This window comes from Stenotrophomonas sp. YJH_SMC_138 (assembly GCF_059369855.1).
The window spans coordinates 291,693-312,780 of sequence record NZ_JCAFTB010000002.1; the positions used below are offsets into that span (position 1 = coordinate 291,693).

Below are 21,088 nucleotides of genomic sequence, written 5' to 3' on the forward strand. Positions count from 1 at the left end.
GATGAGGCCGCGGACACGCGCATTTCACTTCCGGTTGCCAGCGGCGGGAGGACACTTGCGCCATACCGGAACCTAGGAGATGGCCATGAAGACCTCGACCCGATTGCTTGTGCTGGGCACCCTGCTGGCGGCTTCGTCGGTGGCCGGCGCGCAGACCTATGGTCCGCGCGATGAGGGACGCCGATTCAACGATGGCAGCCGCGTGGTCTGCAAGAACGTGGAAGTGCAGCGCAACTCGCGCGATCCGAACCGCATCGCCGGTACGGCCACTGGCGCGGTGATCGGCGGCCTGCTGGGCAACCAGGTGGGCGGCGGCAATGGCAAGAAGCTCGCTACCGTGGCCGGTGCTGTTGCCGGTGGTGCGGCGGGCCGCCAGATCCAGGGCAACAGCCAGCAGAAGAACGGCGACCGCGTGGTCGAGCGCCGCTGCGAACGCGTCTATCGCTGATCGATCGCCGACGGCCCCCGTTTTTCCCCTTCCACATCGCAGTACTCGAACGCCGGCCTCGCGCCGGCGTTCTTCATTGCAGGAAAAGGGGACGGAGGGGATTAAGTCGCAATCCCCCCAACCGGCCGCTTACGACTTAATCCCCTCCGTCCCCTTTTTTGCGAGGAGGCGCCAGGTGGCGAGGCTGCCGTAGAGCAGCAGCAGGACGGTGAGGGTGATCAGTTCGTGGCTGACTTCGGCCAGGCTGGCGTCCATCTGGTTCAGGCGCACCATCAGGTTGATGCCGGAGGTGGTCGGCAGCAGCTGCGCCAGCCAGACCAGCGGTTGTGGCGTCATCACCGAGGGCCACGACAGGTTGGCGAGGAAGAACAGCGGGATCGAGGTGGCGATGATGTACTGGAAGGCGCGTTCGCGGGTGCGGAAGAAGCTGCCGACGAACAGGCCGAAGGCCACCGTCGCCGCGATGAACAGCGTGCCACCCAGCAGCTGGCCCAGCGGGTTGCCTCCGCGTGGATAGTCCTGCACCCAGGCAGTGAACCCGGCATACCAGAACAAACCGAACAGGCCGATCAGGCCGAAGCCCAGTGCCATGCCGGCCAGGGTCGGCAGGTCGAAGCGCAGGCGCCGGCCGAGCGCGAGGCGGCGGCCGCCGAGCAGGACGCCGATGCCCATCAGCAGCGTCTGGTGCACGATCAGCTCGGCCACGCCGGGAACGATGGCGCTGCCATAACCTTCCTGCGTGTTGTACAGGGGGCGCTGCACAAGCGTGACCGGCGGTGCCTGCGGTGCGCCCATGAAGGCGGCCTGGCCGACCACGGCATCACGCCCGAACGCACCCAGCGCGTCAGCCACGCTGCCCAGCACCCAGCTGGCGCGGCCCAGGTAGGCACCGTTGCCAAGCAGTACCAGCTTGGCCGGGTGGCCGCGCAGGATGTCGCGCTCCAGATTGGCCGGGATCACGACGATCCCTTCGGCATGGCCGGCTTCCAGCTGCCGGCGTGCGCTGTCGACGTCCGCGGGTTGACCGACCACGCGCGCAACGCGCAGTGCGTCGAGCTTTCGCAGCAGCTCGCGGCTGGTCGCGCTGTGGTCTTCGTCCACCACCAGCACCGGCAGGTTGCCGGCCACCTGGTGCCGGTAGGCGGCTGGATAGAAGAACGAGTACAGGATCACCGCCCCGACCATCACCACGATCGCGTAGCGGTCGCAGAGCACTGCCATCAGGGTCTGCCGCAGGCTGCGCCAGAGTGCGCTCATGCGTCGGCCCCTGCGGGCTGTGCGGCGGCAGGTGTGCGCGCAAAGGCGATCAGGCGCAGGCCGCCGACGCCTCCTGCCACCACCGCCATCAACAACAGCGTGGCCAGCGGCCACACCGAAACCTGCAGCGGCGAACCGATGAACTGCTGCTGGGTCTGCAGCTTGATGTAGGCGCTGAGGGGCAGCAGTTGATGCCAGATACGGGTGAACAGAGGGCCGTCCAGCACCGGGAAGGTGGCGCTGGAGAAGGCCAACGCGGTGCCGATGCTGAGGCCGACTGCGGACAGCGCGGTACCCATGTCGCGGGTGACGCCGACGAAGAACAACGCGTAGGCGGCCGTGGCCAGGTAGAACAGTGGCTGTGCGAGCAGCAGCAGGAGCACGCTGCCGGCCACGCCGTCACCGCGCAGCCAGGCCAGGTAACCGATGCCGAGCGCGCCATACAGCGAGAACAGCAGGATGTATGGCGCGACCTTGCCGGCAATCGCCGGCCATGGCGTGCGTCCCAGCCAGGCGGGCAGGGTGCCGTCGCGGATCTCGCGGCCAAGGCTGCCGGCCACTGCAAGTGCCAGTACCAGCGACAATACCGCCGGGAAGATCAACGGCAGCAGGAACAGCTCGTAGCTGCGTGCCGGGTTGTACAGAATGTCCGACTGCACCGCGATGGGTGCCGCGCGCAGCTTGCCCGGGCCGACCTGCAGGCCGATGCGCTCGCGCAGCAGGCGCGCGTTCCAGGCCGAGACCGCGTCGCCGATATCGCGCGACGCGGACTGGCCGGTGGTCATGTAGGTGGCGTTGTAATAGGCGAACACCGTGCCCTGGCGTCCACGCAACGCCTGCCGGGTGACATCGCGCGGCACCAGTACGATGGCGAACACATCCAGCCGACGCAGCTGCGAACGTGCGTCTTCCAGGTCCACCGGCTGGCTGGCGACGCGCACGCCGGGACTGGCGTCGAGCATGCGCAGCAGCAGGCGGCTGTCACTGCTGTGGTCGAGGTCGACCACGGCGATCGGGATATCGCGCATCACCGAGGGCGTGAACATCCAGGCCATCACCGCCAGCATCAGCAGCGGCAGCAGGGTGACCAGCATCAGGTCGGCGCGGTTGCTGCGCAGCGACTGCAGCTCGCGCCGCCAGCTGGCGGCGAAGCCGCCGCGGCCGGGGCTCAGTGCTGGGGCCATGCGAACAGCACGCTCATGCCGGGGCGGAAGCCCTCGATGCGGCGTACCGGGCGCACCCGCACCTCGAAGCTGCGGACGTCGTAGCCGGACGACTGGCGGGTGGTACGCCAGGTTGCATAGTCACCGGCCGGATTGATGAAGTAGACCTCGAATTCGCCGTCCAGGCCGAGCGCCGGCACGCTGCCCTGCAGCTTGCTGCCGGCCTTCAGGCCCTGCATCTGCGATTCGCGCAGGTTCATGGCGACCCACATGCGGTCGATGTCGACCAGGGTGAACACCGGGTAGCCGGCCGGCACCAGCTCGCCCGGGTCGGCCATGCGCTTGTTGATTTCGCCGGCCACCGGCGCGCGCCCTTCCACTTCGACACGCGCGGCGTTGACTTCGGCCACCGCGCCCTGTGCCTGTTGCACCTGACCCTGCGCGGCACGCTTGTCCTGCTCGCGCGCGCCGGCCAGGGCCATGTCGTACTGCGCGCGCGCGGCACGGGCCAGTTCACGCGAACTGGTGGCCTGGGCATGCGCTTCATCACGCTTCTGCCGGGTCATCACCCCTTCGTTGAACAGGTTCTGCACGCGCTGGTAAGTGGCTTCAGCCAGCGCCGCACCGGCTTCGGCCCGCTTCCAGTTCGCTTCGGCGGCGCGGATGTCTTCGCTGCGCGCGCCTTCGTCGGCCTTGTCGGCCACTGCCTGTGCGGCGGCCAAAGCGCCGTGCGCCTGCTGTTCCTTGGCGGCCACTTCGGGGCTGTCGAGCAGGAACAGCACCTGCCCGGCCTGCACGCGGTCGCCCTCGCGCACCTTCAGTTCGGCCACGCGCGCGGTGATCTTGGCGGCCACGTTGATCGTGTCCGCATCGGCCATGCCCTGGATCTGGTCGGCCGGGCTGCGCCAGGCCAGCCACAGGCCGAGCACCACCACGACCAGCAGCACCACTGCCAGGATCGGTCCCAACCGGCGCTTGCCCGGGGGCGTCGTCGCATCGTCGTGCAGCACATCACTCATGGTCGATCACCTCGTCCGCCCGCCGCCGGAACTCTTCGAAACGGTCCATCTGTCCACTGATCTCCAGCAACTGTGCCAGCGCAATATCGTATTGGTAGGCGGCCTGTGCGCGCTCGACGCGGGCGCCACCCAGGCCGAGCCGCGCGTCGATCACATCCAGCGAAGTCGCCTGGCCTTCGCGGAACGCCAGCTCCTGCAGGCGCAGGTTTTCCTGTGCCTGGGCGATGCTGCTGTCGAGCAGCACGTACTGCTGGCGTGCGGTTTCCAGCTCGTTCCAGGCCTTGCGCACACCCAGCGCGACCTGGTTCTCGGCCTCGCGCAGGCCCGCTTCGGCCTGGTCCTGCTGCGCACGCGCGGCGCTGATCTGCGCCGGCCGCGAGTTCGGCGACAGGAAGGTGTACTTCAGGCCGATGCCGAACGCCCAGTCCGGATCGGTCAGCATCTCGTCGCGGCGACGGAAGTCGTACTGGCCGAAGGCGAAGATCTGTGGTTTCAGCTTGGCCTGCTGCACGCGCACGCCCTGTTCGGCCTGCGCCACCATCGCCCGCAGGCGCGCGAGCTGCGGCTGCCGCGCCTGCGCGGTGCGTTCGAAGCTGGCCACCGGTTCCAGTGGCACGCGCTGCACGAACAGCGGCGACACCGGCTGCACCTCGCCGCCACTGCGCAGCAGCGTGGCCAGTGCGGCCTTCAGCGTGGCCAGGTCGTTCACCGTCTTCTGGTATTCGCGCTCGGCCTTGTCGCGGGCCACGGTGGCCTGCAGGCGCTGCGCGCGGGTGGCGAAGCCCTCGCGTTCCAGCTTCTCTGCGTCGGACAGGTGGCGGTTGAGGCCATCGCGCACATCGCGGCGCACGTCCACCGCCTGCTCGGCCAGGCGCTGGCCGAAATAGGCCTGGGCCAGCTGCACGGTCAGCGATTGGCGTTGTGCTTCGCGCTCGGCGCTGGCCTGTTCGTGGGCGGCACTGGCCGCACGTTGCGCGGCCGGAATCACGCCGCCGGTGTACAGCGGCAGTACTGCAGTCACCACCGGGCGGGTACGCCAGTCGCGTTCGGTGAACGACAGCGGCGAGTCGATGCCAAAGGCCTCGGCCACCGGAGCCAGCGAACCCAGGGGCAGGGTGAGCGTCTTCTGGAACTGCAGCCGGCGCACTTCGCCGGTGATCTCCGGCAGGCGCAGCAGGCGGGTCGCGTCCTGCAGGTCCTGCTTGTTGCGCACGGCGGCGTCGGCAGCGGCCAACGCATCGGAGACCTGCTCCAGACGTTGCCGTGCCTGTTCCCAGTCCAATGCCGGTGCGTCGCTGGTGGGCTGCGCGGGGGCAGCGAATGGCAGGCAGGCTGCCAGCGCCAGCGCGGCCTTCGCGCGGTGCATCCTTGTACGTCGGCCGATCACGCCCATGCCGTCCCAGTAGTGAAGAAGTGCGCAAACGGTAGTGCGTGCAGCGTGAAGCCCGGGTCTGCGATCATCGGTTTGTCCTCAACGAAGGGTGCCTCTGGCCGCAGTGCGCAGCGCCTGGGTGATGTGCTGCAGCGTGCTTGAGCGCACGGCGGCATGCTGCCAGTACAGCGGCACATCGAGCCAGCGGCGGGGTTCCAGTACCACCACGCGGCCGGTGCGCACGGCGGGCGCGACCAGGGTTTCCGGGGCCATGCCCCAGCCGAGTCCGCACGCGGCGGCTTCGACGAAACCGGTGGAGGAGGGCAGGTAGTGTAGCGGCGGCTGCAGCCGCGCGCGGGTCAGGCGCCGCACGAAGCGCCACTGCAGTTCATCTTTGCGGTTGAACACCAGCATCGGTGCGTGCGCCAGGGTTGCGGCCTGCATGCCATCGCGGAAGTACTGGCGGGCGAAGCCGGGCGAGGCGATGGCGTGGTAGCGCATCGCGCCGAGCGGGTGCACGTTGCATCCCTTCACCGGTTGGCTTTCGGCGGTGACCGCGCCGAGCACGCTGCCATCGCGCAGCAGCTGCAGGGTGTGGTCCTGGTCGTCCATGCGCAGGTCGAACAGATAGCCGTGGCGCTGGTGCAGGTCGGCGATGGCCGGTACGAACCAGGTATCAAGCGAGTCATCGTTGACCGCCAGGGGGATCGGCGTGCGCGCAGCGTCGCTGCCACGCTCGGGTAGCAGCTCGGCCAATGCCTCGGCCTCCAGCGCCTGCATCGGTCGCACCCGGCGCAGCAGCGCTTCACCCGCGGCGGTCGGCCGGCAGGGTGCCTGGCGCACCACCAGTACCTGCCCGAGCCTGTCCTCCAGGGCCTTGATCCGCTGCGACAGTGCTGACGGGCTGATCGACAGGCGGCGTGCCGCAGCCTCGAAGCTGCCTTCCTCCAGCACCGCGGCAAACGCGGCCAGTTGCGGGTGTACCAGGTCCATGCCGGTGCCTCTTCAGTTTTCCTGCACAGGGTAAAGAAAAATCAGTTTGTCTAATCAAGGCTGTTGGCCGCACCCTGCGCGTCCCCTCGCTGCCTGGCCTGTCCCGATGTGGATTGCCGCTACCGCCGCCGGCCTGTTCGCAGGTGCCGGCCTGATCATCGCCATCGGCGCGCAGAATGCCTTCGTGCTGCGCCAGGGCCTGCAGCAGCGCAATGTGGGGACGGTAGTGCTGGCCTGCGCCGGCGCGGATATCGCGCTGATCCTTGCTGGCGTTGGCGGCATGGGCGCGCTGGTGCTGCAGTGGCCGCTGCTGCTGCAGGTGCTGCGCTTCGGTGGTGCGGCCTTCCTGTTCTGGTATGGCCTGCGGGCGGGGCTGCGCGCGTGGCGCGGTGGCAGTGCCCTGGCCGCCGCCGAGGCGCAGGGCGGCAGCGGACGGCAGGTACTGCTGACCTGCCTGGCGTTCACGCTGCTCAACCCGCACGTCTATCTGGATACGGTGGTGCTGCTGGGCAGTCTGTCCACGCGCTACCCCGGTGACCTGCGCTGGGCGTTCGCCGCCGGTGCCTGCGCCGCCAGCGTGGCCTGGTTCTGCACGCTGGGCTATGGCGCGCGCCTGTTGCAGCCGGTGTTCCGCAGGCCGGGCGCCTGGCGGGTGCTGGATGCCGCCGTGGCGGTCTTCATGTCCTGCCTCGCCACGCTGCTGCTGTTGCGCCCGCTCTAGGCCGCGTCCACCGCGCACTGCGGGGTTTCGCCGGGGCGCAGGGTCAGCACGCGCACGCCGCTGCGGGTGACCGCCACGGTGTGCTCGAACTGCGCCGACAGCTTGCCGTCGCGGGTGTAGACCGGCCATTGGTCCGGCTGCTGACGGATGGCCGGCTTGCCCTGGTTGAGCATCGGCTCGATGGTGAACACCATGCCTTCTTCCAGCACCATGCCGGTGTTGGGATGGCCGTAGTGCAGGATCTGCGGTTCCTCGTGCATCTGCTGGCCGATGCCATGGCCGCAGTATTCCTTCACCACGCTGTAGCCGTGGCTGCGCGCGTGGCGGGCGATGGCGTGGCCGATATCGCCCAGGCGCGCTCCCGGGCGCACCGCAGCGATGCCTTTCCACATCGCCTGGTAGGTGGTCTGCACCAGCCTGCGCGCGGCGTAGTCGACCTCACCGACCAGGTAGGTGGTGCTGGAGTCGGCGATGTAGCCGTTCTTCTCCAGGGTGATGTCGAGGTTGACGATCTGGCCGTTGCGCAGCACGTCGGTGGTGCTGGGAACGCCGTGGCAGACCACGTTGTCGATCGAGGTGTTGAGCACATACGGGAAGCCGTACTGGCCCTTGCTGGCCGGCCGCGCCTGCAGCTCATCGACGATCATGCGCTCGACGAAGTCGTTGATCTCCATCGTGCTGCGTCCCTGCAGCGGCAGCTGGTCGAGCGCGGCGAACACCTGCGCCAGCAGGCGCCCGGATTCGGCCAGCAACGCGATTTCGTGCGGCTGCTTGATCATCGTCATGTCAGGCCCGCCCGGACGCCAGCGCCTGCGGCTGCACCCCGGCTGCCCGCAGTTCGCTGGCGACGATGTCCTGGAAGCTCAGCGTGGGGTTCATCTCGCACAGCATGCCGACCCGGATCCAGAAGGTGGCCTGGGCGTTGATCGAACGGCTGGAGACGGTGCAGGCACGGCGCAGCTGGTCGTGCAGGGTGTCATCGATGTTGACGATGCCCATGGGCGGTCCTGGCGGAATGGATATACGAAGCATATATGTTCCGTATATCCGCCTCAAGCCCGCGTCGTTCAGTCCACGTGGGTGGCAAAGCGCAGTCGGTTGCCGTCCGGGTCACGCAGGAGCATCTCGCGGCTGCCCCATCCGGTGTCGTGCGGTGGCTGCTCGATCGGTACGTTGGCGGCACTGAAGGCGCGGTGCAGGGCGTCGACGTCTTCAACGATGAAGTACACCGCGCCGCCGACCTCACAGTCGCCGCTGTGTTCGGTGAGGAAGATCGTCTGGCCGTCGCGGGTGAGCTGGGCGAACAGCGGGAAGCCGGGTTCGAAGCGGTGTTCCCAGTCGACCACGAAACCCAGCCCCTGCACGTAGAACGGCAGGGTGGTGTCGGCATGGCGCATGCGCAGTTGCGGGATGACGGTCTGGGGCATCGCGAGGCTCCGGGGCGGGAGTCCAGTGTAGTGCCGGCCGCTGGCCGGCATCCCGGCGAGCCTGGGAACGATGAGGTTGCCGGCCAGCGGCCGGCACTACCGAAGCCACGCCGGCCAGCGGCCGGCACGACCGGCGCGGTCAGCAGGCGGTCGGCACGGCGGCCATCGCCGCCAGCAGTTCGCGATTCACCTGCTGGTGCCGTGCCTGCCACACCGGCAGATCCTCGGCGCTGACGTCAGGTTGGCCGTCCAGCGACGACAGCCAGCGCTTGAAGCGGCTCTGGTAGTTGGCCAGCGACACTTCGCCGGTGATGTCGCTGCCGACCAGGCCGCCGACGCGCAGCGCTTCGATCACCACCAGTGCGTGTTCCAGCTGGAAGCGGCCCTGGTCCCAGTTGCTGCGGGCGACGTCCTCGGCGAACACATCCTTGTCGATCGACAGGTAGGTCGGTTGCGGCGACTTGGCCTGCTCGGCGGCGAACGCGGCAACCAGTGCCTCCGGGTGCTCGAACCGTCGGAATGCACGGCCGCTGCCGAGGCGGTGGCCCCAGCCCACGTCCACATCCATGCACCAGTAAGTCAGGCGCCCGCCCATCAGCGGGCGCCAATGGTTCTCCCAGGCGTGGCCCAGGCCGATGTCACTGGAGGTGATGCCGAGCACATGGATGTGCGAGATCTGCGGCAGCTTGCTGGCCGCGTTCACCCACGACCCGCAGTGCATGCCGAACGGGAAACGCATGTTGTCCGGATGGTTGTCCAGCACCACCAGCTGGAACGGCTGGTGCGCACGCATGCGACGCAGCAGCGGCAGGCTGAGGTGGTGGAAGTCGCCACTGCCGAGCATCACCGTGCCGAGCTGGGCCGGCAGCGGTGCCAGCACTTCAGCGGCGAAACGGTCCAGGGTTGAAGTGCTGCAGGCGAAGCGCAGCGGATCGTGCCACTGCGGCAGCGCCAGGGTCTGCGCCTGTGGCAGCGGCAGTACGCCACCGTCCAGGTCCAGGATCAGCGGAAAACGCGACGACATCGTTCAACCGCCTCCATCAGGTTCACCCTGCAGGTACGGGGCCAGCTTGCGCAGGGCAGCGCGCAGCAGCGGGGAGCGGGCGTGGATCGCGTGCCGGGTGGAGGTGAAGCGGGCGCCCAGCTCGGCCTTGATCCGCGAGTCGGTCCAGCCGGCCACGTAGTGGCTCAGGCCGTGCTGCAGCGCGTACTCGAGGTTGTGCATCCAGCTGACCGCGTACAGGTTGTGCTCGCGTGATTGCGGGTAGGCCAGGCCGATGTACTTGTCCACCAGCTTTCCGGCGTGGATGTAGCACAGGTTCCAGCCGATCAGCAGACCCTGGTGGCGGTACAGGAACATCCGTCCCTGGCCCTGGCTGTCGGCCAGCAGGTGTTGGAAGTAGGGCAGGTCGAGCTGGTCGAAATGCACCGCGCTCTGCGCGAACACGCCCAGGTACAGCGCGTACAGTTCGGCCTGCAGTCGCGGGTCTGCGAGGGCCGGATCGCCGGTGGCGATGCAGTCGATCTGCAGGCCATCGCGCGAGCGCAGCTTGCGCCGGATGTTCTTGCGGCGCGAGGACGACAGGCGTCCGAGATAGCCATCGATCGAATCGAAATCGATCGCCACCCAGGCCAGCGGCATGCCTTCCAGTTCGACGAAGCCGCGTGCCAGCAGCGCCTGCAGGAAGGCGCTGCTGTGTGCATTGGCCGCGTCGTCCAGCAGCGGCGAATCGATTGCCAGGTCCTTGACCACCAGCAGCCGGGAATCGCCGATCGCGTGACGCGTCACGTCCTCGGCCAATGCCTCTGGTGCGACGTGCGCGGGCAACGGGGTGTACTCGGTGCTGGTGGCACCGACGAAGCGGGTCTTCCAGGTGATCCAGGGCCGCCACAGGCGCGACAGCGGCAAGCCAAGCAGCTTGCCGCGCAGGTCGTCGTCCATCGTGGTGGTCAGGTCGAGCGGCGCACGGAAGGTCGGCAGGCCGCTGGGAAGCAGGCCTGCCTCGAATCCAAGCGGCGGGTGGGCCAGGAAGCCCTCCAGCAGCGCGGCCGGTTCCAGCGCGGTGCTGGATGCGCGTGACGTCATCTCCATCGGCACGGGAACCGGCAGCGCATCGACCTCAGCCCTTGGCCTTGGTCAGCGCCTGGTCGAGCAGGGTGATCGCCAGGTCGATCTCTTCGTAGCTGATGTCCAGCGACGGCGCGAAGGTGATCACGTTCTTGTACCAGCCACCCACGTCGAGCACGAGGCCCATGCGCTTGCCGTCGTGCAGGAGGTCACCGGCCAGGCCGATGTCGACCATGCGGTCCAGCAGTTCCTTGTTGGGGGTGTAGCCGTCGGTCTGGCAGATCTCGGCGCGCAGGGCCAGGCCCAGGCCGTCGACGTCGCCGATCTCCGGGTGACGCTTCTGCAGGCCACGCAGGCCGTCCAGGAAGTACGCGCCCTTCTCCGGCACGGTGCGCTCGTAATCCATTTCCTTGCCCAGCTTCAGCACTTCCAGGCCGAGGCGGGTGCCCAGCGGATTGGAGTTGAAGGTGGAGTGGGTGGAGCCCGGCGGGAACACGGTCGGGTTGATCAGTTCTTCGCGCGCCCACAGGCCCGACAGCGGGTTCAGGCCGTTGGTCAGCGCCTTGCCGAACACCAGCACGTCCGGGGTAACGCCGAAGTGCTCGATTGACCACAGCTTGCCGGTGCGCCAGAAACCCATCTGGATTTCATCGACGACCATCAGGATGCCGTACTTGTCCAGCACGCGCTTGAGGCCAGTGAAGAAGTTGCGCGGCGGGATGACGTAGCCACCGGTGCCCTGGATCGGCTCGACGTAGAACGCGGCGTACTCGGCCTGGCCGACCTTGGGATCCCACACGCCGTTGTATTCGCTTTCGAACAGGCGCTCGAACTGCCACACGCAGTGGTCGGAATACTCGTCCGGGGTCATGCCCTTCGGGCGACGGAACGGGTACGGGAACGGGATGAACATCGCGCGCTCGCCGAAGTGGCCGTAGCGGCGGCGGTAGCGGTAGCTGGAGGTGATCGACGAGGCACCCAGGGTGCGGCCGTGGTAGCCGCCTTCGAAGGCGAACATCAGGCTCTTGCCGCCGCGCGCGTTGCGCACGATCTTCAGCGAATCTTCAATGGCCTGCGCGCCGCCGACGTTGAAGTGCACGCGGCCGTCGAGGCCGAACTTCTGGTGCATGTCCACGGCAATGGTCTTGGCCAGCTGCACGCGGGTCGGGTGCAGGTACTGGCTGGCGACCTGCGGCAGGGTGTCGATCTGGTCCTTCAGCGCGTCGTTCAGGCGCTTGTTGCTGTAGCCGAAGTTGCAGGCCGAGTACCACATCTGCAGGTCGAGGTAGGGCACGCCCGCACCGTCGAACATGTAGCTTCCTTCGCCGCGCTGGAAGATCTTCGGCGGGTCGACGTAGTGGACGGTGTCGCCGAAGGAGCTGTAGCGGGCTTCGTCGGCCAGCAGCTGCGCGTCGGAGGCAGCCGCGTCGGCGTTCTTGTCAAAAATGTTCATGCAGTTCGGTTCCGTGAAGGACGTTCGAAAGGGGTGACGGGGGAGCGCGCCTGGAAGGGAGTGCTCAGGCGGTGGCCAGCAGCAGGGGCAGTGCGGCGGGCTGCGGGCTGGCGTCGAGGCGACGTGGCTGCAGCAGGCTGCCATCGAGCAAGCGCGGCAACAGTGCGATTGCATCGTGGAAGGTATCGATGGCGGCATGCTCGATGCCGGCCTTCGTGCAATGGGTGATCAGGCGGCGCTTGGCGAACACGAAGTCGGCATCTTCGGAGACGCAGAAATCCGAGCTGCCATCGCCGATCATCAGCACGCGTGGTGCTTCGTCGACACGCGCCTGCGCGGCGCAGGTGCACTTGCAGGTACCACTGCGGCATCCTTCGGCCTGGTAGGGCGACTCCAGTTCCCAATGGTCTTCGCACCAGCGCAGGTGGTTGGCCACCACCGGCAGTCGCGACAGGCCGTGGTTGGCGAGGATGCGGTGGATCGCATAGTCCAGCCCGTCGCTGACGATGCGCAGCGGCACGCCCAGCTGTTCGGCGCGGCTGACAAAGGCGGCGAAGCCCGGATCGATCTGCACCTGGTCCAGGTGCGCGTCGAGCGTGGCCGGGTCCAGCTTCAGCAGCCGCACCTGGCCCTGCATGCATTCACGCGAGCCGATCTGTCCCGCCTTCCACTGGTCTTCCAGTTGCTGCCAGCCCGGCTGGCCGTACTTCTCCAGCAGCGAGTCGATGACATCTTCGAGGCTGATGGTGCCATCGAAGTCACACAGGATGCTCCAGTGCATGGGCAGGTCCGTCGATGAAAGAAACGTCCGGCACGATGCCGGGGCAGGCTCAATGTAGGCAGGCAGCCTTTCTCGTTCCTTTCCTGTTGAAAGCCTGCACCGCCGGGTGGGGAAAGTGTTCAGGAATCGAGCGTGCTGAATGGGCGTGATGCCGTGAAAACCGCGCTTTCAGGGCTGCGCAGCGGCCAGCGCCCGCAGGATCTGCGCGGTCTCTTCCCGGGTCTGCCAGGCGCTGTTGCCGAGGGTCAGCATGCGTGCGGCGAAGTCGCGCGCGTTCGGCATGTCGTCCTGCGGCACGATGCCACGCAGGTAGGCGTAGTCGGGCAGGGCATGGATGAACATGCGGCTGGCACCGAGGCCGCGCGGCCACAGTTCGTCCAGTGCGGCATCGCGCGCGCGCTGGCTGGGCAGCAGCAGCATCAGCATCGGCCAGGTGCCGCCGGTGCCGGCCAGGCCATCGACCACCTCCACCGCCGGCAGCTGTGCCAGCTGCACACGCAGCTGCAGTGCGCGCAGGCGCCCGGCCTGCAGGAACGCAGGCAGCCGCCGTGCAGCGTGGGCGCCCACGTTCTGCCGCCACTGGCTGACCCGGTGCTGGGGGATGTCCAGCGGGAAAATGTCTCCGACCGCGTCTTCCAGATCGCCGCGTTGCAGGGCGCTGCGCAGCGGATTGCCGTACACCAGCGACAGCAGCGAGGGGCGGTAACAGGCGGCAAGACCCAGCAGCTGCACGCTGCGAAGCAGCTCCCAGCGCAGGCTGAAACGTACCTGTTCGGCGGCATGTTCGGCCAGCGCGGCGCGCAGCTCGTCATCGCGGCTGACCAGTAGGCCGCCTTCATGCAGGCTCAGCCCCTTGCCGGCGGCCAGGCTGAAGAATCCGATGTCGCCACGCAGGCCCACGCTGCTGTTGCCGACCCGTGCGCCCAGCGCCTGTGCGGCATCTTCGATCACCCAGGCGCCGGCGCCGCGTGCGACCTCGCAGGCCCGTTCGACATCGGCGATGCGCCCGCCGAGGTGGGTGGGCAGGATCGCCAGCGTCCGTGCGTCGGCCAGGCGCGAGAGCTGTGCCGGATCAAAGTCGAAATGGCCACGCCGGGTATCGCACAGCTGCACGCGCAGGCCGAGGCTGTGCACCGCGATCGGCACCAGCGGACAGGTATAGGCCGGCAGGATCACGGTATCGCGCTTGGGCGCGCGCTTGCGCAGGGTGCGCAGTGCGATCAGCAGCGCGTGGGTGCCGGAACAGGTCAGCTGCAGCGGCGGTGTGCCGAGCTGGGTGGCCAGGATGTCGCGCAGGTCGCCGCCGCCGGGAAGGAAGTCGCTGGCCTGCATCGGCAGGCCAGCGGTCGGCGGCAGTTCGCGCGCGAACAGGCTCATCGCAGCCCGCTCACGAAGTGCTGTCAGCGGGGCTGTGCGGATCATCCGCTTCGGCGCGGCCGAGGCAGACGATGCCAGCCACGATCAGTACCGCACCGACAAGGTGGTGCAGGGTCAGCGGCTCTTTCAGCAGCCAGGCCGACAGCAGCAGCACACTGATCACCTCCAGGTGCGAGGCCGCGAACGCCGGGCCGATCGGCGCATGGCGCAGCAGGCTCATCCAGGTGAAGAACGCGCCGATGTAGCCGAGGACCGCGCCGTATACCCACGGCTGCGACAGCACGCGCAACAGCCACGCGGTGTTGGCCTCGACCGGCAGCGCGGCGTCACCGGCGTACTTGAAGCACAGCTGGGCCAGCGTGTCGAAGGCCATCAGCAGGGGAAAGCCGATCACATACAGGCGCCTCATGAGCCGGCCCCCACCACCGCCACGCCCGCCGTGACCAGCAGCATGCCGGTCACCCGCAATGGCGTGAGCTTTTCGCGGAACAGGATGCGGCCGGCGATCATCAGCGCGACGATGTTGATCGAGCCCAGCAGCACGCCCTTGGACAACGGCACCAGCGACAGGAACGCGATCCAGGCAACGAACTCAAGCACGTAGCAGGCGATGCCGATCCACAGCCAGGGGCGGCTGAGCATGTGTTTCCAGCGTTGCAGTCCTTCGCCATCCTGCGGGTCGCTGGCGGCGGCCTTGAAGGCGAGCTGGCCACCGGTATCGAGCACCACATTGGCCAGCCACAGCAGCGTGGCGAGTGCCCCCATCTCAGGCCACCGCCTTGAGCACGCCGCTGCGTTCACCGATTTCGGTGAAGAAACGCGCGCTGCGGCGGATCACCTCGCGGCGTTCGCGGTCGATCGTGATCATGTGGTAGCTGTCTTCCAGCACCACCAGTTCCTTCGGGCCGCTGACCCTCGATATCACCAGTTCGGCGTTGCCCATGCTGGCCACGTCGTCTTCGCGGGCGTGCATCACCAGGCACGGTGCGGTGACCTGGTGCAGGTGGCGGCGGGTCCAGTTGCTCAGGGCGCGCATCTCGGCCAGCGCGTGCCAGGGGTTGCCCGGCAGGCCGGCCGCGGCGCTGTCGCCGGACAGCATGGCGGCACTGACCTGCGCACGCAGGCGCTCGTCACGCAGGCCATAGGGCGGCTCTTCCATGAACATGCGGTCGCGGCCGATGTTGAAGCGCTTGAACCACGGCAGCAGGAACGACAGGCGGGCCACGGCGGGAATGTTCCAGCCGTCGTAGCGGAAGGTGGCGCCATACACGCCGACGCCGGACACCCATTCGGGGCGGCGTGCAGCCAGCGCCAGCGCCAGTACCGCGCCCATCGACAGGCCGCCGACGAACAACTGGTCGACCTTGCCACGCAGGCTCGCCGCTGCATCTTCCACGCCCTGGTACCACTGTTCCCAGGTGGTCGCCAGCAGGTCATCCACGGTGCCGCAATGGCCGGGCAACTGCACGCCGTGTACGGTGAAGCCGGCGTTGTTCAGGCCCTTGCCCAGCATGCGCATTTCCGCCGGGGTGCCGGTCAGGCCGTGGACCAGCAGCACGCCCTGCGGGCCACCGGGGAGGAAGAAGTCGTGCGATTCGGTCACCTGGCGGCTCCGGGACGGCAGTGGGGATGGTCAGGATCGCAAGCGCGATTTTCGCCAGCCTTTCAGCGCCCCGGTACGGGTCAGGGGGCCTTCAGCAGCGGCAGTGTGATGGCGACCTTCAGGCCCCCACCGGCGCGGTTGAGGAAGGTCAGGCGGCCGCCGGAATGCTCCACCGCTTCGTGCGCGATGGCCAGGCCCAGGCCGGTGCCGCTGGCTGCGGTGCCAGGCGCACGGAAGAAGCGCTCGCCCAGCCGTGGCATCACGTCCTCGGGCACGCCGGGGCCGTTGTCCTCCACGTACAGTTCGACGTCATTGTCATCCAGCGCATGCACGCCGACCGTGACGGTCGCATCGCGGCCGGCATAGCGCAGCGCGTTGTCGATCAGGTTGTCCAGTGCTTCCTGCAGCTGGGCACCGTTGCCGAGCACGCGCAGCGGGTGGGGGCTGCCGCGGTAGCCCAGATCGATGCCATCGCGGATCGCTTCGGGCACGCGCATGCCGACCCACTGCGGCACCAGCTCGCACAGGTCCAGTGCCTCCACGGTATCGGGCACGGTCTGCGCCCGGCTCAGTGCGAGCAGCTGGGTGCTGACCCGGGCGGTGCGCTGGTTGAGCCGGCGGATGTGCTGCAATGCCTCGCGCACCGTGTCCGGGTCACCATGGGCCAGTGCCTGGTCCACGTGCAGGGCCATGCCGGCCAACGGCGAGCGCAGCTGGTGCGCGGCGTCGGCGATGAAACGGTTCTGCAGCGTGATCATTTCCGCCTGGCGCGCGAACAGATCGTCGATGGTGCTGATCAGCGGCTGGATCTCTTCGGGCACGTCGGCATCGGAGATCGGTGCCAGTTCGCCGCGGCGCTGCGCCAGGCGGGTCCTCAGCGGGGTCAGGATGCGCAGGCCATGGGTCACCCCGAACCAGACCAGCGCGGCGGTGCCCAGCGCCAGCATGGTCATCAGCGGGATGATGATCATCAGGATCTCTCGCGCGCGCTGGCGTCGTTCGGCCATGCTTTCGGCCACCGTCACCGCCAGCTGGTCCTGCGGATCGTTCATCGCACGCGTGCAGACGGTGGCCATGCGCACCGGCTGGCCGTTGAGAATGCCATCGTACAGGGTGGGGTCCACGCCGGTGCATTCCTGCGAAGGCGCGTAGGCACTGAAATCCGCATTGCCGCTGAGTGTCCCCTGGCGGCTGCTGTCCACGTTGAAATAGCGATGGCCGTCGGGCTCGTATTCGATCAGGAAGCGCGCCTGCGGAGACAGGTCGCTGGTCACCGGCATGGTGCTCAGCATCTGCGCGAACGAGTGCGTGTCGTCGATCAGGTTACGGTCGTGGATGCGGTTGGAATAATCCAACGCAACGTAATAGGCCAGGATCGTATTGAAGGTAAGCAGGCCCAGCATCGGCAACGCCAGGAAGGCGAGCAGGCGCCGGCGCAGGCTGGGGGGGCCGCTGATCACGGGGCGCTGTCGTCCTGCGCGTCTTCCAGCATGTAGCCCAGTCCGCGCACGGTGCGGATGCCCATGCCGCCGGGCTGCAGCTTGCGGCGCAGGCGGTGCAGGGCGATGTCCAGGCCGTTGTCGGTCAGGTCCTGGCCCCAGTCGCACAGCGCCTCCACCAGCTGTGCGCGCGAGACGATGCGCTCGGCGCGTACCGCCAGTGCCGACAGCAGGCCGAACTCGCGTGCGGTCAGTTCCAGCGACTGGTCGTCGATCCACACCCGATGCCCGGCCAGATCGATGCGCAGGCGGCCGATGCGCAGGTCCGGGTTGCCATTGCTGGTCACGCGGCGCAGCTGTGCGCGCACGCGGGCTTCGAATTCGTCCAGTGCGAATGGCTTGACCAGGTAGTCGTCGGCACCGAGGTCAAGCACGCGCACGCGTTCGGCCAGGCCGTCGCGGGCGGTCACCACCAGTACCGCCAGGCCATCGCCGCGCTGGCGCAGGCGCTGCAGCACGTCGCGGCCATCCAGCTGCGGCAGGCCCAGGTCCAGCACCAGCAGCGCGTATTGGGTCGAACCCAGCGCGGCGTCGGCGTGCGCGCCGTTGTCGACGTGGTCGACCACATGCCCCTGCCGGCGCAGCGAGGCGCACAGGCCGGAGGCGATGTCCGGGTCGTCTTCAGCAATCAGAACGCGCATACACAGAGGGCTCCTCGGGCGGGGGGGGAGGGGCGGTCCCGCCGGCCCGGTGCAGACCGGTCGGCGTCTCGGCTGCGGAGGATAGCGGCAAACCGGGTGAAGAGGGGGCGGCTACTCCTCGAACTGTGAGAATCCGCAGAGGCCGAAATTCACGTTCCTTTCTTTCGACGTTATCGAGCGCTTGATTTGAATGGAATGACACTGAGTTCTATGGATGTTGTTGGGATTTTGCTATCAGCTGGATCTTCTGTGCTCGCAGTCCTCGTGTTCCTTAAATGAGTTGAGTTTCTTATTTGGATTAGAGTCCGTCGTCAAGCGAGTTTACGTAATCGGCAATGATGTCTCCATGGCAGGCGGATGGCTTGCAGTGACATCCAAGAATTTTTCCTCTGATTGATTCTATGTTGGCGTCGTGATTTTCAAAAAATCTGAGGAGCTTTCGATCAAAATCATATTTATACTTCCTTAGCACTTCCTCGCGATCTCCTTCTCTTCCGATTGGATACGGATTTCCCCAGACTGTTCCTCGTCCTATGTACACGTCAAAAATTTCACCTCTGTCCTTGTTTGCAACTGTCGTTAGTTTTATGGGTATTCTCTTCTGTGGAATATTTCTTTTTGTCAGTGCGGTTATTAGTGATGGGTCTGATCTCTGGTCCAGGAATAGTATTGCGTGTGTGCAGTCATTTGCGGCGTCTTCTGTTTGATGGAATGTGGATCCGTTCGAAAGGCAGTAGCTGGCAAGGAGTTCTTCTGGGTCGCAAATTGCCGAAAATGATGGCTTGCTAATTTTTGAAGTGTAATTCCTGATCTTTCTGTTGAATTTATCTTGCGATTTGAATCCTTTTGGGTAGTTTACAAATATGTTGTTTTCTATTTTAGGTGAATTATTTCTACTTTCTCGTCGTTCCATTTTCTTTTCAAGTATTCGGCCACTAGGCGGCGGTGGCAGTGGTGGGGTTTATCTTCGCTGCAAAGGAGGCAGCTGTGCTCAATTACGCTCTTGTCCAGGGTGTGTTCGATGTTTCTTTTTTCCATTAGGTTGATGAATTCGGACTCATACGATTCCCATGACATTTTTTTGTCTTGATATGCTTTGAGTGCTTCCTTCTGTGGTGCAAGGTCGGTGATGTGGATGTACTCTATTCCACATATTTTCTTTAAGAAGAATTTTAGGTCGTCTCGCTTGGCGAATCCCGAAAGTTGGGAGATGTTGTTAAGTCGGACGTCAATCAGTGTTTTTGTGTTTGACTCTTCCAAAATTCTGAAGAAACGCTGCGCAGACTTTTTTGTGAATCCGATGGTTGATATCTTCATTTTATAATTAAAGTGCTGCTGCTACGAGTTTGTAGGCGTGGCCCTTGTAAGGCTCGCCAAGGCTAATGGTGAGGTGGGTGACTGATGCGTCCTTGTACCTCCCGTTCTCCATGGATAGGTACCTCTCTATGATTGATGGGTCGGTAACCTTTAGGGAATATTTAGTTTCGTTAAAACTAAAGTGAGCCCTAACCGATCTTTTGTGGTCGCCAAAGCTGGCTCCCTCAGCGAGTACTGTGAATTCAAGATCCTGTGGCTGTATCAGGTAGAGGGTTTCTCTCTGGTGTGTAAGAATGTTGATATCGACACGGTCGTTGAGTCCCGAATAGGATGAGTCGCCGTTCTCCCAAAGTGTGCTTGGCCTGTCTTCAAGGGTTTTCAGAATTGACTTATCGAAAGTCGACTCTTTGATCCAGTAGTGGCGATTATCAATAACAACGTTTTCTTTCTGGAACTGATGGTTGTCTTTCTTTAGTACGGCTATGTTGATTACGTCGAAGACTTGCGCCGTTTTTCCAGATTCGTAAACCCGGTCCTGTTCTGTTATCTCTTTCCCTTCGGTCGTGCCGACGGGTCTAATCCACACCCAATCGCCGCTATTTAGCCTTATCTTTCCAGCTATGCATCTTCCGCTGTGCTTCTTTGAGTTGGCTAGACAGTAAAAGTCGTCAATTCGTTGCATTAGATCAATCCTTGATATGAACGGCGTTAGGCCGAACATAGCCTGCCACGAATTTGGAAGCGGTTGTAGTGCTCCTGCACGGTCCGATGCTTACTGTTGCGGATGGATCATTTGCTTGTTTCTTTTGCCCAGCCTTCTGCCAGCGGCACCCGTGAGCCGTCCAGCAGGCCGCGGCTGAGCCTGCCATCCTCGATGAACAGCAGTTCGCCGTTCTCGCCGTTCTTGATGCTGCTGTCGATGGCGATCACGCGGTCGCCGTGGAAGCTGCTGACGTGTGGCATCGAGGTATGGCCAACCACGATGCGCTTGAGCTGCAGGCGGTCGAGCACGGTCTGTACCCCCGCGGTGTCGAGGCGGCCATCGAAGTAGCCGCGGTACCAGATCGGGCTGGTCTTGCCGTCATACAGCGGTGCGGTGGCCGGGTCGGCCTTCACTTCGGCCTTGGGCAGGCCCAGAGAGGCCTGGTAGGCCGCATTGGTGCGTGCCGGGTCCAGCGCCAGCTGCACCGCTTCGGGCGAGATGCCGCCATGCAGGAACAGGGTATCGCCAATCTTCAGCAGCACCGGGCGGGTGCGCAGCCACTGCCCGATCACCGAGTCGGCGCCATACAGTTGCGGGTAGCTGCGGCCCAGCAGCTGGGCGCTGCGCAGGTACTTCGGGTTGACGTAGCGCAGGTCGTCGTACAGCACCATGGTTTCGTGGTTGCCTAGCACGAAGTGCACTGCGCCACCGGCGGCGGCGGCCTGCTGCTGCAGGCCGTACAGCAGCCAGAACGCCTCGGTCACCTGCGGGCCGCGGTCGAATACATCGCCAGCGATGACCAGCGTGTCCTTGCCCAGGGCCCAGCGATCCTGGGCGTCGATGACCTGGTGGGCGCGCAGCAGGCGCACCAGCAGCCCGTACTGGCCATGGATGTCCGACAGCGCGACGATGCGCGGCGCGGCCGGCAGCACGGAGACCGAGGCCGCATTCGGCGCGGCCACGTGCACGGTGTGTTCGTAGCCACAGCGCGGCGCGATATCGGTGCCCGTCGTGTTGATGGCCAGCGAGCGCGACTCGACCTTGTCGTCGCAGATCCACTTGGCCTGCAGCTGGTCGCCCCGGCGGAATACATAGGGGCCATCGGCCTGCACGTGGTCGGCGGGCGCGGCAACCTCGCGGGCCTGCGTGGTTGCTGTGGCGCAGGCCAGCAGCGGCAACAGCAGGGCGGTCAGCAGGAAAGGGCGATAGCGCGGCATCGGCGGCGTCCGGCGGCGGAAACCTCCGA

24 protein-coding genes are annotated in these 21,088 nt (G+C 65.8%); 2 read left to right on the forward strand and 22 right to left on the reverse strand.

Features of this window, described 5'->3' with window-relative positions; genetic code table 11:
• The first annotated feature begins 79 nt into the window (after positions 1-79).
• On the forward strand, positions 80-448 hold the full coding sequence (locus AC5P7I_RS06475) for a glycine zipper 2TM domain-containing protein (RefSeq protein ID WP_014646414.1): 369 nt from the start codon (positions 80-82) through the stop codon (positions 446-448).
• 129 nt (positions 449-577) lie between these two features.
• Here AC5P7I_RS06475 and AC5P7I_RS06480 read toward each other — a convergent pair whose 3' ends face one another.
• From AC5P7I_RS06480 to AC5P7I_RS06500, 5 genes are all read right to left on the reverse strand, one after another.
• Positions 578-1,705, reverse strand: coding sequence for an ABC transporter permease (locus AC5P7I_RS06480; protein WP_014646415.1), 1,128 nt, complete (start codon positions 1,703-1,705; stop codon positions 578-580).
• On the reverse strand, positions 1,702-2,889 hold the full coding sequence (locus AC5P7I_RS06485; RefSeq protein WP_069117398.1) for an ABC transporter permease: 1,188 nt from the start codon (positions 2,887-2,889) through the stop codon (positions 1,702-1,704). Before AC5P7I_RS06485 ends, AC5P7I_RS06480 begins: the two co-directional genes overlap by 4 nt.
• Positions 2,874-3,887: an HlyD family secretion protein gene (locus AC5P7I_RS06490; protein ID WP_069117396.1), complete on the reverse strand. Its 1,014-nt coding sequence runs from the start codon at positions 3,885-3,887 to the stop codon at positions 2,874-2,876. The genes AC5P7I_RS06485 and AC5P7I_RS06490 overlap by 16 nt, the downstream gene beginning before the upstream one ends.
• Entirely contained in the window at positions 3,880-5,280 is a 1,401-nt protein-coding gene (locus tag AC5P7I_RS06495) for a TolC family protein (protein WP_262088386.1), read from the reverse strand. Before AC5P7I_RS06495 ends, AC5P7I_RS06490 begins: the two co-directional genes overlap by 8 nt.
• Positions 5,281-5,358: 78 nt before the next feature.
• Complete coding sequence (locus tag AC5P7I_RS06500) at positions 5,359-6,252, reverse strand: LysR family transcriptional regulator ArgP (protein ID WP_032958043.1); 894 nt, start codon at positions 6,250-6,252, stop codon at positions 5,359-5,361.
• 106 nt (positions 6,253-6,358) lie between these two features.
• Here AC5P7I_RS06500 and AC5P7I_RS06505 point away from each other — a divergent pair, with 106 nt between their 5' ends.
• On the forward strand, positions 6,359-6,973 hold the full coding sequence (locus AC5P7I_RS06505; protein ID WP_014646420.1) for a LysE/ArgO family amino acid transporter: 615 nt from the start codon (positions 6,359-6,361) through the stop codon (positions 6,971-6,973).
• Here AC5P7I_RS06505 and map read toward each other — a convergent pair.
• From map to AC5P7I_RS06590, 17 genes are all read right to left on the reverse strand, one after another.
• The gene (gene map, locus AC5P7I_RS06510; RefSeq protein ID WP_262088421.1) at positions 6,970-7,752 is read right to left on the reverse strand and encodes a type I methionyl aminopeptidase; all 783 of its coding nucleotides are present in this window, start codon (positions 7,750-7,752) and stop codon (positions 6,970-6,972) included. The two genes, AC5P7I_RS06505 and map, sit on opposite strands and share 4 nt — an antisense overlap.
• 7 nt (positions 7,753-7,759) lie before the next feature.
• Positions 7,760-7,972: a ParD-like family protein gene (locus tag AC5P7I_RS06515; RefSeq protein WP_262088387.1), complete on the reverse strand. Its 213-nt coding sequence runs from the start codon at positions 7,970-7,972 to the stop codon at positions 7,760-7,762.
• 68 nt (positions 7,973-8,040) lie between these two features.
• Positions 8,041-8,400, reverse strand: coding sequence for a bleomycin resistance protein (locus tag AC5P7I_RS06520; RefSeq protein ID WP_014646423.1), 360 nt, complete (start codon positions 8,398-8,400; stop codon positions 8,041-8,043).
• Positions 8,401-8,539: 139 nt separating this feature from the next.
• Positions 8,540-9,424 carry an arginase family protein gene (locus tag AC5P7I_RS06525; RefSeq protein WP_262088388.1) on the reverse strand — a complete coding sequence of 295 codons (885 nt, stop codon included), beginning with the start codon at positions 9,422-9,424 and terminating at the stop codon, positions 8,540-8,542.
• A gap of 3 nt (positions 9,425-9,427) precedes the next feature.
• Positions 9,428-10,492 carry a GNAT family N-acetyltransferase gene (locus AC5P7I_RS06530; RefSeq protein ID WP_053494653.1) on the reverse strand — a complete coding sequence of 355 codons (1,065 nt, stop codon included), beginning with the start codon at positions 10,490-10,492 and terminating at the stop codon, positions 9,428-9,430.
• 28 nt (positions 10,493-10,520) lie between these two features.
• Entirely contained in the window at positions 10,521-11,921 is a 1,401-nt protein-coding gene (locus AC5P7I_RS06535) for an aspartate aminotransferase family protein (protein WP_014646426.1), read from the reverse strand.
• A 64-nt stretch (positions 11,922-11,985) separates the two neighbouring features.
• Complete coding sequence (locus AC5P7I_RS06540; RefSeq protein WP_262088389.1) at positions 11,986-12,702, reverse strand: MtnX-like HAD-IB family phosphatase; 717 nt, start codon at positions 12,700-12,702, stop codon at positions 11,986-11,988.
• Between the two features lie 168 nt (positions 12,703-12,870).
• Entirely contained in the window at positions 12,871-14,079 is a 1,209-nt protein-coding gene (locus AC5P7I_RS06545; protein WP_014646428.1) for a DegT/DnrJ/EryC1/StrS family aminotransferase, read from the reverse strand.
• 10 nt (positions 14,080-14,089) lie between these two features.
• Positions 14,090-14,488, reverse strand: coding sequence for a DMT family transporter (locus AC5P7I_RS06550; protein ID WP_032958031.1), 399 nt, complete (start codon positions 14,486-14,488; stop codon positions 14,090-14,092).
• A complete protein-coding gene (locus AC5P7I_RS06555) occupies positions 14,485-14,844 on the reverse strand; it encodes an EamA family transporter (protein WP_014646430.1) in 360 nt (119 codons plus the stop codon). The genes AC5P7I_RS06550 and AC5P7I_RS06555 overlap by 4 nt, the downstream gene beginning before the upstream one ends.
• A gap of 1 nt (position 14,845) precedes the next feature.
• Positions 14,846-15,682 (reverse strand): alpha/beta hydrolase, encoded by an 837-nt coding sequence (locus AC5P7I_RS06560; RefSeq protein ID WP_032958029.1) that lies wholly within the window; start codon positions 15,680-15,682, stop codon positions 14,846-14,848.
• Positions 15,683-15,762: 80 nt separating this feature from the next.
• Positions 15,763-17,142, reverse strand: coding sequence for a sensor histidine kinase (locus AC5P7I_RS06565; RefSeq protein WP_049441505.1), 1,380 nt, complete (start codon positions 17,140-17,142; stop codon positions 15,763-15,765).
• Complete coding sequence (locus tag AC5P7I_RS06570; protein WP_014646433.1) at positions 17,139-17,822, reverse strand: response regulator; 684 nt, start codon at positions 17,820-17,822, stop codon at positions 17,139-17,141. Before AC5P7I_RS06570 ends, AC5P7I_RS06565 begins: the two co-directional genes overlap by 4 nt.
• Before the next feature lie 298 nt (positions 17,823-18,120).
• Positions 18,121-18,735 (reverse strand): DUF4326 domain-containing protein, encoded by a 615-nt coding sequence (locus tag AC5P7I_RS06575; RefSeq protein ID WP_262088390.1) that lies wholly within the window; start codon positions 18,733-18,735, stop codon positions 18,121-18,123.
• Positions 18,696-19,139: a DUF488 domain-containing protein gene (locus AC5P7I_RS06580; RefSeq protein ID WP_262088391.1), complete on the reverse strand. Its 444-nt coding sequence runs from the start codon at positions 19,137-19,139 to the stop codon at positions 18,696-18,698. The genes AC5P7I_RS06575 and AC5P7I_RS06580 overlap by 40 nt, the downstream gene beginning before the upstream one ends.
• Before the next feature lie 7 nt (positions 19,140-19,146).
• Positions 19,147-19,821, reverse strand: coding sequence for a dual OB domain-containing protein (locus AC5P7I_RS06585; RefSeq protein ID WP_262088392.1), 675 nt, complete (start codon positions 19,819-19,821; stop codon positions 19,147-19,149).
• Between the two features lie 107 nt (positions 19,822-19,928).
• Complete coding sequence (locus tag AC5P7I_RS06590) at positions 19,929-21,059, reverse strand: metallophosphoesterase (RefSeq protein ID WP_262088393.1); 1,131 nt, start codon at positions 21,057-21,059, stop codon at positions 19,929-19,931.
• Positions 21,060-21,088: the final 29 nt, after the last annotated feature.